Here is a 13,010-nt window from a genome sequence, read left to right as displayed (position 1 = left end):
TTCGCTTGTTGTAATGAGGGATTTTCATCAATCGAGATCAGCGAATTGGACTGATATAAACGCAGCCTATAGGCGAGATGGGAGTCCTCTTGCGTGCAGGAACGATGAAGCCGATGCTGCCGCGAGAGGAGCGGACCGTCACATCTGGACACCAGGCTTTAGGCGCACGGCAAACGAGGTCTGCTCGCGGGTCGTCGGCGCATGCGGTGCGGACGCTACTCATATAACGTTATGTTATAGCGGCCGTCGTCGAGGCAGCTCGTTCCAGGTGTCGTGGTCTGATTTTCTGTTAGAAAAGATTCCGAGTGGATTCTGGACGATAACAATGGAACGAAGATCATCGATCGCCAAAGACCTGCGAGAGGCAGGTTTGCGGCCGACTGAGCAGCGGATCGCGCTGTACAGGCTTCTTTTCGCAAACGGACATCGCCATGTGACCGTGGAAGACCTTCATGCGGAGGCTATCGCGGGCGGCGTCGCTCTGTCGGTTGCCACAGTCTACAACGCATTGAACGATTTCACGGACGCTGGATTGATCCGCGTCCTTGCGGTCGAAGGCGCTCGGACCTGGTTCGATACCAACACCGCTGACCATCACCACTTCTACGTCGAAGGCAAAGGTGAGATCCACGATATCGACAGCGACAACATATCGCTCTGCAATATTGCAGTTCCTCCGGCAGGCTTCGAAATCGCGAACGTGGACGTCGTCATAAGGCTTCGCCCTGTTGGCCGCTAATCACCGGGCATGCGGCGCACTTTCACTCACCAACTACCCAGATCGCTTGGAGTCGAACCTTGAGAGTTCGCGTAAATGTCTTCGTCACGCTTGCTCCCAAGATGGCGGTTGTTTTTGTCGGATTTCTAATCGCAGGCATGGGGATGCCTGTCCTGCCGATCCACGTCAGCCGAGACCTTGGATTTGGGACATTCGTTATCGGTCTGATTACGGGCAGCCAGTTCTGTTCCTCTCTGATGACAAGGCTGTGGGCAGGTGATTTTGCCGACCGCAAGGGCCCCAAGGAGGCGGTGGTCGTCGGGCTGTCTTTGGCTGCCGTCGCAGGTGCCTTCTACTTTGCCTCATTGGCAGTGATTGGAAATCCCGCGTTGTCCGCGTCGATCCTTGTAGCCGGACGAGGGGTCCTCGGAGCAGGCGAAAGCCTGATCATCACAGGATCGGTGGCGTGGGGACTGGCAACAGTGGGGCCTCAGCACTCTGGGAAAGTCATAGCTTGGATCGGTACAGCGATGTTCGGTGCCTTGGCTGCGGGAGCGCCCGTCGGCAGCGCCTTGTTTGCCATCGAGGGGTTTGCGGCGATCGCCGCGGCGACGATCCTACTGCCGCTAGTAATGGCATTGCTGGTGGCACCCCTTGCACCCGTACGAGGCCGGTCGACGGCCTCCGCGTCCAGGCTCAGCGTCATCAAGGCGGTTTGGCTCCCTGGGCTCGGTTCCGCCTTCGCTAGCCTCGGCTACGGAAGTATCTTGGCATTTTCTAGCCTCCTGTTCCTTCATCGCGATTGGGCCGATGGGTGGCTTGCGGTGACCTGCTTTGCCACCGCGCTGGTTGCAAGCCGTATCCTGCTTGGTCACATCCCCGATCGGCTCGGAGGCCCCGTCACGGCGCTGGTATTCGCGATCGTGGAGGCGATCGGTCTGCTGACGATGGGCTTGGCGACCCATTCGACGATCGCACTGGCAGGAGCCGCATTGGTCGGCTTCGGCTATTCGCTCGTCTTCCCGGGGTTCGGAATTGCAGTCGTAAGAGCTGCCCCGCCCGAAAACCGCGGAATGGCGATGGGCCTGTACTCTGCTTGTCTGGACGTCGCCCTTGCGCTGAGCGGACCCACACTCGGCTTCGTAGGCGATGTCGCCGGGCTGCCGGCAATATTCGTGACCACGGCGCTTCTCGTATCGCTGTCGACGATTGTGGCAGTGTCTATAATGAGAAGAGCATAGCCGGACTCGCCGAAGGCCCCGGCGCTTTACCGGAGCGTCCAAAGACATCGCTACGCCCTTGATGCCTCGATACCGATCGGCACATCACCCTCGTGCATCGATATGTCTTTGGCTGCCCGCAAATCGTCGGTGTCGTGGCCCTCATCGAACCCATCAAGGACTGACCGAAGGATCGCTGCGGCTTTCTCGCGTTTTCCGAGGTTGCTTTCAAGAGTGGCGAGATCGCACGAGGCGCGCAGTTCCCAACTGCGTGCGCACATCTTTTGACTGGCGGCGATGGAACCTGCAATGCAACGGCGTGCCTCATCCGAAGCGGAAATCGATCCCAAAAGGCTCCCCTTTATTCGCAGAAGTTCCGGGCCGTAGCAGAAGTCCCCCTTGTTTTCGACCGATTGGATGGCTTTCTCGACACGCTCCAACCCTTCGTCGACTTTGCCGAGCGCCGCTAACCCTTTTATCAGCGAGATTTCCAGCATAGTGGTGAAGACCTCGTAGGTGGAGGCATGCAGCCGTTCAATGCATCCACGGAGGCTGTCGACCCCTGCGCTGGGATTTCCCCGGCGGATAGCGATTTCCGCCTCGAAGCCTCTCGCTACTGACACGTATGGCGACAAGGAGTGCAGCCCCGCACGCGAAATCAGCCAATCAATGTGCTCTTGAGCACCCTCCAGGTCGCCGCGCCAAAGGAAAACGGCGATGCCACCGAGCAGCGCGATGCAAAGCGTCAACGAATGATCCGCTTCAGCCGCTTCCTTGATCGTCTGCCGTGCCCTGTATTCAGCTTGGTCGGGAAGGCCTTGCAGCCAGAGGTTCCTCGCAAGTATTCCGCCTGCTAACCCGCGACCCTGGAAACCGACATAGCTTCCCGGCGCGCGGCTGGGGCGCGGATCGCTCGACAACGCGGCCTCCAATTCGACCCTGGCGCGGCTAAGTTCGCCGCTGAAGTGCAATGAATTGCCCAGAAAGAAGTGACCAAGCGAAATCGCGGACGACTCTCCGGTCGCCTCAGCGACGGAAGAACAGCGATAGGCACACTGGAGCGCGGATTTGAAATCTCCCGTTCGGAGATGAAACATGTTCAACGGACCGAGGACTTTGAGCTGATCCACCGCATCTCCTCGACCTTCGGCAATCTCCAAGCTCCTGGTCAGCGCGGGAAGCGTGTCACGGCCACCGTGGAGATACATGCGCGAGATTCCAAGGCCAGCCTGAAGATGCATCTCTTCAGGGCTTCCCCGAAGGTGGTCTCTCATTGCAGAAAGTGCGCGTTCGGACCAGCGCTGGCATTCCGGGAAGAGCGACATAGCCTGAAATACAGGAACTGCCGCAGCGGCCAGACTGATGCCGGCGTCGGCGTTGCCGTTGTCGCCGAACGCCCATTCCAAGGCCGCCCGGACGTTGTTGATGCCAAGGAAATAGGGCAGTCGCTCGGGCCCGCTCGAGAGAGTTGGCCAATCCGGCCCGAACTGCTCTAACCATCGTCTGTAGTACGATGCATGGCTTTCCGCTAGTTCCGCGCGATCTTCTTCGGTTTGCTCGTGAAGCGCGTAGGCGCGCGTGGTGTCGAGCAACCGATAGCGCATCATCGCGCCGAACGAGTTCGCGCTGAGCAGGGATTTAGCCACCAGACCATCGATGGCACCGAAGAGCGCAGGTCGATCAAGATGAGGTGTCGCGATCACTTCCCAAGCGGCATCAAGCGTGAAATCACCAACGAAGATCGCCAGTCTCCGAAGAACGGTGCGATCCAGTTCCGAAAGCAGTCCAAAACTCCAGTCGAGGGTCGCCTGCAAGGTTTTCTGACGAGGAGGCGCGTTGCGCGATCCCACCCATGCCAAGGCAAGATGCTGGTCGAGCAGGGCAGCCGTCTGGGAGAGGCCGTAGGCCTGAACCCGTCTCGCGGCCAGTTCCAGCGCCAGTGCCATACCATCGAGCTTTCGGCAAATCGCCGCAATGATGCGAGCATCGTCGTAGGTTAGGGACAAGGGCGCTCCGGTCGCGGCGATGCGTTCGACGAACAATTGGGACGCCGGATAGGAGAGAATGTTTTCGGCAGTCATTTCAGGATCGTCCGGAGCGCAGGGCAGCGTGTCCAGCTTGTAGATGCTTTCGCCTTCAATCCTGAGAGCTTCACGGCTCGTGACCAGGATGCGGACCTGCGGCGCGGCGTCGATGATGCTGGCCGCAAGGTCTGCGACGGTATCGACCAGATGCTCGCAGGTATCGAACACTAAAAGGATACGCTTGTCACGGAGGTAGGCGAGCAGGCTGGGGCGCACGTCGTCAGAGCCGACGGGTATTCCGAGCATGGACGCGAGGGCGGGCGAAACGAGCGATGGATCGCTTAGCGTCCCGAAATCAGCAAGCACTGCAGCTCCATCGAACGCTCCCGCCAGTTGATTGGCCAATGCTATTGCGACGGTAGTCTTCCCGACGCCTCCACCTCCCACGATGGAAACGACAGGAAATCTCGACAGCCTCTCGGAAAGGTCAAGGATATCACTCTCACGTCCGACCATACGTTCCAAGCGGTTGGGAAGATTGGCATGCCTGAATTTCACCGCGTCATCATCGGGGACCAGCGCAGGGGACGAGCCTGAGATCGGGGCAACGAAGCAGTAGCCGCGGCCGGGGATCGTGGTGATGTAGCGTGCACCGTCCTGCCCATCGCCAAGGGCTTTACGCAGCCCGGTCATGTGAAAGCGCAGGTTACCTTCTTCAACGACAACGTCCGGCCAAATCTGCGACATGAGATCGTGCTTGCTCAGAAGAGTGTTCGGAGCGGATACGAGCGCGATCAAAAGGTCGAGGGCGCGTGCGCCAAGCTCGACAGGAACCCCTTCCTTCGCAAGGAGGCGCTGACCCACATTCAGACAAAAAGGGCCGAAGGACAGGTCACCTGCCGCATCGCCTGTCGCCCGCGTCATTTCATTCCCCCTAACCACCTCCACCGTGCTGTTTATACTCCAACCTCTTTTTCGGAGCCATGGTGGCTCAACATTCGGTTTGCGCACTTCGGGACTCAGACAAGATTGTAAAAGGCATGGATGTTGCCGCGTGTTGCTCGGCAGTATGGGCACTCAAGTCGAGCAGCTTCAACCAAAGCAGATGCAATTTCCCGATCCAAGCCGGGCAGGTAGATATCCAGGCGAACGCCGACGACGTATCCCTGGTCGTCCGAGGATAACTCCACATTGGCGTATATCCTGACATCCGCGTGGAGCTTGATCCGCCTGATGTCGGCGACATGTTTCAATGAACTTGCGAAACTCGCCGACCAAGCGATTGCGACGAGCTGCTCCGGGTTCGTGCCTAGCCGATTGCCGCCAGGGTTTGAAAGCCTGATGTCGAGAGCCCCGTCCGAACTGCGCGCGAACCCGTTCTCTCGGCTGCCAATCGTCTCTGTCCTGGCAGTATGCACATGTTGCATGATCGTACCCCGGGTGAAGGAGGGAGGCGCGCGCATATGCGCGCGCCGGACAAAGGTCAGCCAGACTTCCGCAGACTACGGAACCCGGCCCGCACCTCATCGACGAACAGCTTGGGCTGCTCCCAGGCCGCGAAATGGCCCCCCTTCGCCACTTTGTTGTAGTGGATGAGCTTGGGGTAGGCGGCTTCAGCCCACGTGCGCGGAGTCTGGTAAAGCTCATCTGGGAAGACACTCACCGCGACCGGAACCTTGACGCCCTTGGGCGCAAAGAACGCGAGCTTGTTTTCCCAATAGAGACGGGCAGCGGAAACGCCCGTGTTGGTGAGCCAGAAAAGCGTGACGTTGTCGAGCACGTCGTCCGGGCTGAGACCTTCCTTCTGACCGTCGAAGGAACGGGCGATCAATTCAAGGCTTCGGGCATCGTGGTCGAGCATGTAGGTCGCAAGCGCGATCGGTGAATCGGCCAATCCGGTCAGCGTCTGCGGCCGCGTTCCCATCAGGAAGGCGTAATAGACGTTCTTGTAGAAGGAGACGAGCTGGTCATAGGAACTACGCTCCTCGTCCGACAAGCCATCCGGAACAGGAGCGCCGGCAAAGGAGGCGTTATTGATCTTCTCCGGAATGGCCCCCGGCATATTCGTATGAATGCCCAGCAGCTCTGGCGGGGCCTGAACGCCGATCATGTCGGTGACAACGGCTCCCCAGTCGCCACCCTGGGCGACGAAGTTCTTGTATCCAAGCCGCCGCATCAGGGTGACCCATGCCGTTGAAATCCGTTCCGGCCCCCAGCCTGTGGCGTCGGGCTTGCCCGAGAAGCCGTATCCGGGCATGGATGGGATGACCACATGGAAGGCATCGGAAGCTTCACCGCCATATGCAGTCGGGTCGGTCAACGGACCGATGATCTTCAGTTGCTCGACGATCGAGCCCGGCCAACCATGCGTCACGATGAGCGGCAGCGCGTTTTCATGCTTTGAACGAACGTGAATGAAGTGAATATCGAGTCCGTCGATCTGCGTGATGAAGTTCGGATAGCTATTGATCCGGGCCTCGACCTTGCGCCAATCATACTTTGTCTGCCAATGGCGCAAGACCTGCCGCACTGTCTTGAGCGGCACGCCCTGCGAGAAATCGCTTACCGTTTCCTTCTCCGGCAAGCGGGTACTGGCGAGCCTCCGTCGTAGATCGACGAGGTCCACTTCTGGAATGTTGACCTGAAATGGACGGATGGCTTCCGGATCACCGGATGCGTGCGAGGGTCCCGGAAGCAGGCTTTCAACGCCCAGCGCTGCGATACCCAAAGCGGCGGCACCAAAGAGGCGACGACGGTCCTGGTTGATAGCGTCGGTTTCGGTGATGCTCATGGTCTCTCTCCTCGAGAACTAAGGTTGAACGTCGGCACCGTTGTGCTGCTCAGAAAGCTACGCCCACGAGGTTCCGTGCTCACGTTAGGCGTTGTTAATCCTTGTTTGTTGGAGGGCCGCGGCAATCAACGTCTAACAACGACTAACGTGCGATTTCGGCTGTGCGGCAGTACCTCTGTTGGCAGCACAACGGTGCAGACACTCAACCAACACAGAGGAGTTTCGCCATGACACACAAGGTTCTGTTCACGGGTAAGACGCACAACACAAACGGCCGCGATGGCGGCGCACGCAGCAGCGATGGCCATCTGGACATCAAGATGAAGCAGCCACATCCGGCAGCGGAAAACCTGTTCGGCGCTGCTTGGTCGGCCTGCTACATGGGCGCTATCGAGTATGCTGCCTCGCAGAAGCACATCAAACTTCCGGCCGGAGTGGCCGTCGACGCCGAGATCGATCTGAACCTGGAGGAGGGCTCGTACTTCCTCAGCGCTCGCCTCAACGTCAGCGTTCCTGGCATCGACCCCGCAGTGGCAACCGAGCTGCTGCACGACGCCCACAACATTTGCCCGTACTCGAAGGCAACGCACGGCAACGTCGATGTTGTGACAACCCTCATCTAACGGAAGCCCGCCTGGCCTGGCCTGCCACGATGGCAGGTCAGGCAAGCAAATCTTTGATGTAGGAGGCTTCAATGGACAAGGCATTCCGACAACTCGAAGCCAGCAGCGATTTCGGCGAACTGCTGGACACGACAAGCTACTCGCCGTTGCCCGACGACTGGCTGATTGGAATCACCGACGTCGTCGATTCAACCTCGGCTATCGCCCGAGGGCAGTTCAAGGATGTCAATTACGCGGGCGCTTCGGCGATCGCGGCGCTGGGCAATGCTTTCGGCAATTTCGACTTTCCATTCGTGTTTCGCGGCGACGGCGCGGCTTTTGCCTTCGATCCCGATGCAAAAGAAGCCGCGATCGGCGTCCTGCGGCGCGTCGCGGGCTATGCGCGCGATCAACTGCAGCTCAGCCTCAGGATCGGCCTAGTGGCCGTGAAAGACATACGAGCGTCCGGAAGCGACGTGAAAGTAGCGCGCTACGCCGCCTCGCCGACGGCCACGTACGCTATGTTCGCCGGCGGCGGGCTGAACTGGGCCGACCGTGAGATCAAAGCTGGAAATCACGCGCTCCTGCCGTGTCAGGAATACGCAACGCCCGATCTGAAGGGGCTGACTTGCGAGTGGGCACCCATTCCCAGTCGGCGTGGCGATATCCTCTCCCTTCTTGTGGAGTCCCAGGACAACAGCAGCCCCGAGGCCTTCACCTTGCTGGCAAGGCGATTGCTTACCTTGCTCGGTGTAGAGGATGGCTCATCACGTCCCGTTCCCGAGGATGTCGTGATCACCAACTCCGTTGCGGACTACCTCGGCGGCAAGGGGTGGACAGACGTCGTTCTCAATTCCGACTACAGACGATACGACGATGTCCTTCGCCTGACCCTGGACTGTACGCCGGAGCAGATCAAGAACGTCGAAGCACTCCTGACGTCGGCGTACGATCGGGGCGAAGTCTACTTCGGCATGCATCGCCAATCTCATGCGCTGATGACCTGCCTCGTCCCAGTCGGTGCTCGAGGGTCCCATCTGCACTTCCTGGACGGGATGGGGGGTGGCTACACGGCCGCGGCCTCACTGCTCGAGGCACAAAAGCACGCTCATCAGCCGCGTTGACGCGACGATCAGAAGCTGGCTTCGGACGCCGAAAATCCGAAGATTTACGACCGCTAACGTTTCTCAAACACTAGAGGCATTTCATGACCCTTGACCGTTTCGCTCCCGCTATTTTTGTATTTCTCTGGTCAACGGGCTGGATCATTGCGAAGTATGCGGCGCTTCACTCCGAGCCATTCTCGTTCCTCATGATCCGCTACGCGCTCTCGGCCGTTGCCTTTTGCGCTATCTGCCTTGCCATCAGGGCGAAATGGCCCAGTGGGGCTTTGGCGTGGCGGGCGGTCCATTCGGGCGTTTTCCTGCACGGCTTCTATCTTGGCGGTGTCTGGTGGGCGGTGGCGCACGGGGTGCCGGCCGGCATCTCCGGCATCATTGCCGCCATGCAGCCACTTCTCACGGCACTGGCGGCCAGCGTCCTGATTGGCGAACGGCTGCGCCCTTCACAGACGGCGGGCCTGGCACTCGGCTTCATCGGCATCGCGGTCGCCATTTCACCGAAGCTCGTGCAACCCGGTGCGTCCGATCTCCTTCATGCTGGCATTCCGCTCGCCGTTAATCTGGTAGCTATGTTCGCTGTCACCTACGGGACGATTTATCAGAAGAAGCACCTTCAAGATGGTGACCTGACCGCAATTGCGACGTTGCAATATCTTGGTGCGTTGGCCTTAACCGCTCCCTTCGCGCTCGCCTTCGAGACGTTCCGCTTCGATGGCACCCTCCAGACCTACGCCGCTCTCGCCTGGTCGGTATTCGGGATATCGGTGGGGGGTATTGCGCTGCTTCTCTATTTGATCCGCCGAGGTCAGGTCTCGCGCGCTGCGTCCCTGATCTATCTCTGCCCGCCTACGGTAGCGGTCCAGGCTCTCATCGCGTTCGGCGAGCCACTTACCCCTCCACTGATCGTTGGCACGGTGATTGTCGCCGCTGGGGTTTACCTTACCAATCGGAAGGCACCCCGAGCCGCGAAGGCATGAGCTATTCCATCTGCTCGCAGCGGCTATGGGCCGCTGCGAGCAGAGAATATTCAGCTAGCTTTCCGCAGGCTTCGCAAACCTGTCCGAACCTCGTCTGTGAAGAGCTTCGGCTGTTCCCAAGCTGCGAAATGCCCGCCCTTGGGGAGTTTGTTATAGTGGATGAGGTTGGGATACGCCCTCTCGGCCCATGTCCGCGGTGTTACAAATAGCTCGTCCGGGAAAACACTCAACGCGACAGGCAACTTGATGCCCTTAGGCGAAAAGAATGCAATCTTGTTCTCCCAATAGAGACGAGCAGCCGAAACGCCTGTGTTCGTCAGCCAGAACAACGTTACATTGTCGAGCACGTCGTCGGGCGTCAACCCTTCCGGTTTGCCATCAAACGAGCGGGAGATCATCTCCAGGCTTCGTGCGTCGTGGTCAAGCATGAAGGTTGCGAGACCCATAGGCGAGTCCGTCAACGCGACCAGGGTTTGTGGTCGAGTTCCCATTTCGAAGGCGTAGTAGACATGCTTATAGAAGAACGAGAGCTGTTCGTATGTCGCCTTCTCCTCGTCAGACAGACTTGCGGGAGCTGGTCGGCCAGCGAAAGCCGCTTGGTCAATCTCCGGAGGAACTGTTTCGGGGAAGTTGGTGTGGATGCCGAGCAACTCCGGCGGGGCCTGCACGGCGATCTGGTTGGTGACAATTCCACCCCAATCACCTCCCTGGGCGGCAAACCGATCATAGCCGAGCCGCCGCATCAAGGTGATCCACGCACTGGCAATACGCTCTGGACCCCAGCCGGTCGTTTCCGGTTTTCCCGAAAACCCGAAGCCTGGCATCGACGGAATGACGACGTGGAACGCGTCCGAAGCGTCGCCGCCGTGCGCGGTCGGGTCGGTCAACGGCCCGATGATCTTCAGTTGCTCCACGATCGAGCCAGGCCAGCCATGAGTGATGATGATCGGCATAGCATCCTCGTGCTTCGAACGGGCATGAATGAAATGGATATCCAGCCCATCGATTTCGGTGATGAAGTTCGGATAGCTGTTGATCCGCGCTTCCACCTTCCGCCAGTCATAGTTCGTCTGCCAATGCTGGAGGACCTGCTTGATCGTCTTGAGCGGCACCCCTTGCGAAAAGTCGTTGACCGTTTCCTTTTCGGGTAGCCGGGTGGCGAGAAGGCGGTTGTGGAGATCGGTCAATTGCTCGTCCGATGCTTTGAATTGGAACGGTCTGATGGCCTCGCTGTCCCCGGCGGAGACGGCCGTTTTTCCTGCAAAAAGACCGACAGCACCTGCGGCCGCTGCGCTGGCGAGAACGGTGCGGCGCGTGATCATAGATGATATCGATGACATGACACTTCCTCCTTTTCTCGATTACCCGGATAGGAGGTCACACAATCAATCGGGTCGCTATGCGATATGCGAAAAACCCTTGTTTTCGTTTTTCGCATAGTGACGAAGGCACACCCTTTCACCGACGAAGAGGCATAGGACATCCGCAACTCACGGATCGTTGTATTGACGAAGCTCGCCGACTAAAATCCCGTAGCATTATGCTTCAAGGGTATGGGGCGTGATCATGGAATTCCTGGGCACACACCGGATTTTTGCGAGCGGCGATCTCGACGAAGGCGCGGAATTCGCGGGTCAGGTCTGGGAGAGAAACCGGAGCGTCAAGGTCGACCATCTCCGCTACGGCATCCGGTGGAACCAACTGGATATGGGGAAGGTCGGCTTTTCCTACATCGAGCATGACTGCGCCGTGGATTTAACGGCAGAAGGGCCACTTTCCGATCACTTTCGCCTTTTCCTGCACGAGGATGGCTCCATTCGTCACCGGGTAGCTGGGAATATATTTCACTCGCATCCGGGCAACGCAGTCATCCACGCTCCTGGGTCTGACCTCCATCTCGACATCAGTCCCTTCAAACTCCTTCTCCTGACGGTCGACGGTGATCTAGTGAAATCCTCCGTCGAACAGCGGTTCCGCAAGCTGCCGGAGTTTGCCAATTGGCTGAATGTGTTGCCGGACAGCGCGCGCGTACAAGCCCTGCGTTCCATGGCGAAATGGATGGCTGGCGAAGTTGAACGCCCGGGTTCTCCGGTAGCGGAAGCGGGGAAATCACGCCTTTACGCCGAGCGCCTCCTTGTAAGCCTCATTGTTGACTGCATAAGCGAAGCATCACCCGAAACCTCAGAACCAGTGCGGGATGTCAGCCAGAGTCAGGTGCGAAGCGCCGAGGAGTGGATCGACGCTCATCTGACAGACCCCATAGCCATCGAAGAAATCGCAGCCGCAAGTGGGGTGGGCGTCCGTTCATTGCAGCTCAGCTTCAAGCGGGTTCATGGATGCTCGCCTCACGAATTCCTCGCTAGACGTCGACTCGAGGAGGCACGGCGGAAGCTCTTAGCGGCATCACCGGGATCAACCGTAACTGAGATCGCGATGGACCTCGGGTTTTTCGAGCTAGGCCGATTTGCTACGCGTTACAGGCGGCATTTCGGGGAAACTCCCTCGGCTACGCTCGCGCAAGGTGAGGGGAGTGGGCTCTCTCACTGAGGAGAAAGCGTCCTTAGATGGCAGTCGTCCGTTCGCACAAAATGTAGGCCGCCGGCCGACGGCCCCGGGCCTCTCGGGAGATATACACCACATTGCAGCTCATCCAACCAAGGAGACTCCACATGAGTAACACCGAGGTTCGCAGCGAAACTTCACCCCAGCCTACGGGCCTGCGCGGCGTCGACATGAAACTGGAAGTAGTTGTTATCCCGGTTGCCGACGTCGATCGGGCCAAGAGCTTTTACGCCAGCCTTGGCTGGCGGCTAGACGGAGACTACACCACTGGTGACGACTGGCGCGTAATTCAGTTCACGCCGCCCGGATCGGGGTGCTCGGTGATCTTCGGAAGGAATGTCACTTCGGCTGCGCCCGGCTCCGCGCGGGGTCTGTACCTAATTGTCTCCGACATCACCGCGGCGCGCGAGGAACTGCTGGGGCGCGGTGTGAGCGTCAGCGAAGTGTTTCATCCAGGAGAAGTAAACATGGGTACCGACGAACCGTACCTATTCGGGAGCCGGAGAGTGAGTGGCCACGACCCGGAGCGCCGCACCTATAGAACCTATGCTTCCTTCAGTGATCCCGATGGGAACGGCTGGTTGTTACAGGAGGTTACCAGTCGCTTGCAGGGTCGTATCGACACGGGCGGGGCAGCCTTCGTCTCATCGGCTGAACTCGAGGCAGCGCTGCGGCGCGCGTCCGAGGCCCATGGCGAACACGAGAAGCTGACCGGGCAACACGATGAAGGTTGGCCGAGCTGGTATGCGGAATACATGGTACAGGAGCAAACAGGGGAGCCGTTGCCCACCTAACCATCCCCGCAAGGGGGAGGCCACTTTACGCGAAAACCTTGCCGCGAATCGACCATCGCTCCATGTTTGTGCGATGGACCAGCCGGATAGATATTTTTCGAAGCTGACGCCCCTTACGTGCACAGGGTTTTCCAAGACGGTTCGGTAGAGCAGGTAGGGGCGCTTTGCTATCGGAAATCTCTACGGGGTATCGAGGTACTT

The 13,010-nt window shown here is 59.0% G+C and carries 11 protein-coding genes; 7 read left to right on the top strand and 4 right to left on the bottom strand.

Going from position 1 to position 13,010, the window contains the following annotated elements:
• Window positions 1–325: 325 nt before the first annotated feature.
• Complete coding sequence (irrA, locus tag ACSQ9D_RS10495) at window positions 326–739, top strand: iron response transcriptional regulator IrrA (RefSeq protein ID WP_436282187.1); 414 nt, start codon at window positions 326–328, stop codon at window positions 737–739.
• A 59-nt stretch (window positions 740–798) separates the two neighbouring features.
• A complete protein-coding gene (locus ACSQ9D_RS10490) occupies window positions 799–1,959 on the top strand; it encodes an arabinose transporter (protein ID WP_436282186.1) in 1,161 nt (386 codons plus the stop codon).
• Between the two features lie 50 nt (window positions 1,960–2,009).
• Here the strand turns inward: ACSQ9D_RS10490 and ACSQ9D_RS10485 are convergent, their stop codons facing one another.
• From ACSQ9D_RS10485 to ACSQ9D_RS10475, 3 genes are all read right to left on the bottom strand, one after another.
• Window positions 2,010–4,886, bottom strand: a complete 2,877-nt coding sequence (locus tag ACSQ9D_RS10485) for an ATP-binding protein (protein WP_436282185.1) — start codon at window positions 4,884–4,886, stop codon at window positions 2,010–2,012.
• A 95-nt stretch (window positions 4,887–4,981) separates the two neighbouring features.
• Window positions 4,982–5,389 carry an Ohr family peroxiredoxin gene (locus tag ACSQ9D_RS10480; protein ID WP_436282184.1) on the bottom strand — a complete coding sequence of 136 codons (408 nt, stop codon included), beginning with the start codon at window positions 5,387–5,389 and terminating at the stop codon, window positions 4,982–4,984.
• Between the two features lie 56 nt (window positions 5,390–5,445).
• On the bottom strand, window positions 5,446–6,753 hold the full coding sequence (locus ACSQ9D_RS10475; RefSeq protein ID WP_436282183.1) for an epoxide hydrolase family protein: 1,308 nt from the start codon (window positions 6,751–6,753) through the stop codon (window positions 5,446–5,448).
• Window positions 6,754–6,980: 227 nt separating this feature from the next.
• Here ACSQ9D_RS10475 and ACSQ9D_RS10470 point away from each other — a divergent pair, with 227 nt between their 5' ends.
• The 3 genes from ACSQ9D_RS10470 (at window position 6,981) to ACSQ9D_RS10460 (ending at window position 9,453) form a co-directional block, all read left to right on the top strand.
• Window positions 6,981–7,376, top strand: a complete 396-nt coding sequence (locus ACSQ9D_RS10470; RefSeq protein ID WP_436282182.1) for an Ohr family peroxiredoxin — start codon at window positions 6,981–6,983, stop codon at window positions 7,374–7,376.
• 71 nt (window positions 7,377–7,447) lie between these two features.
• Window positions 7,448–8,479 (top strand): DUF3095 family protein, encoded by a 1,032-nt coding sequence (locus ACSQ9D_RS10465; protein WP_436282181.1) that lies wholly within the window; start codon window positions 7,448–7,450, stop codon window positions 8,477–8,479.
• An 83-nt stretch (window positions 8,480–8,562) separates the two neighbouring features.
• Window positions 8,563–9,453, top strand: a complete 891-nt coding sequence (locus ACSQ9D_RS10460) for a DMT family transporter (protein ID WP_436282180.1) — start codon at window positions 8,563–8,565, stop codon at window positions 9,451–9,453.
• A gap of 50 nt (window positions 9,454–9,503) precedes the next feature.
• Here ACSQ9D_RS10460 and ACSQ9D_RS10455 read toward each other — a convergent pair whose 3' ends face one another.
• Window positions 9,504–10,793 carry an epoxide hydrolase family protein gene (locus ACSQ9D_RS10455; RefSeq protein ID WP_436282179.1) on the bottom strand — a complete coding sequence of 430 codons (1,290 nt, stop codon included), beginning with the start codon at window positions 10,791–10,793 and terminating at the stop codon, window positions 9,504–9,506.
• A 226-nt stretch (window positions 10,794–11,019) separates the two neighbouring features.
• Between ACSQ9D_RS10455 and ACSQ9D_RS10450 the strand changes: the two genes are divergently transcribed.
• Entirely contained in the window at window positions 11,020–12,000 is a 981-nt protein-coding gene (locus tag ACSQ9D_RS10450; protein WP_436282178.1) for an AraC family transcriptional regulator, read from the top strand.
• 122 nt (window positions 12,001–12,122) lie between these two features.
• Entirely contained in the window at window positions 12,123–12,809 is a 687-nt protein-coding gene (locus tag ACSQ9D_RS10445) for a VOC family protein (protein ID WP_436282177.1), read from the top strand.
• Window positions 12,810–13,010 lie beyond the last annotated feature (201 nt).

The organism is Rhizobium sp. LjRoot258 (genome assembly GCF_964254185.1).
In the GTDB taxonomy this organism is placed as follows: Bacteria; Pseudomonadota; Alphaproteobacteria; order Rhizobiales; family Rhizobiaceae; genus Rhizobium.
Note: the sequence above shows the minus strand (reverse complement) of the source record. Positions and strands in the feature narration are given on the sequence as shown.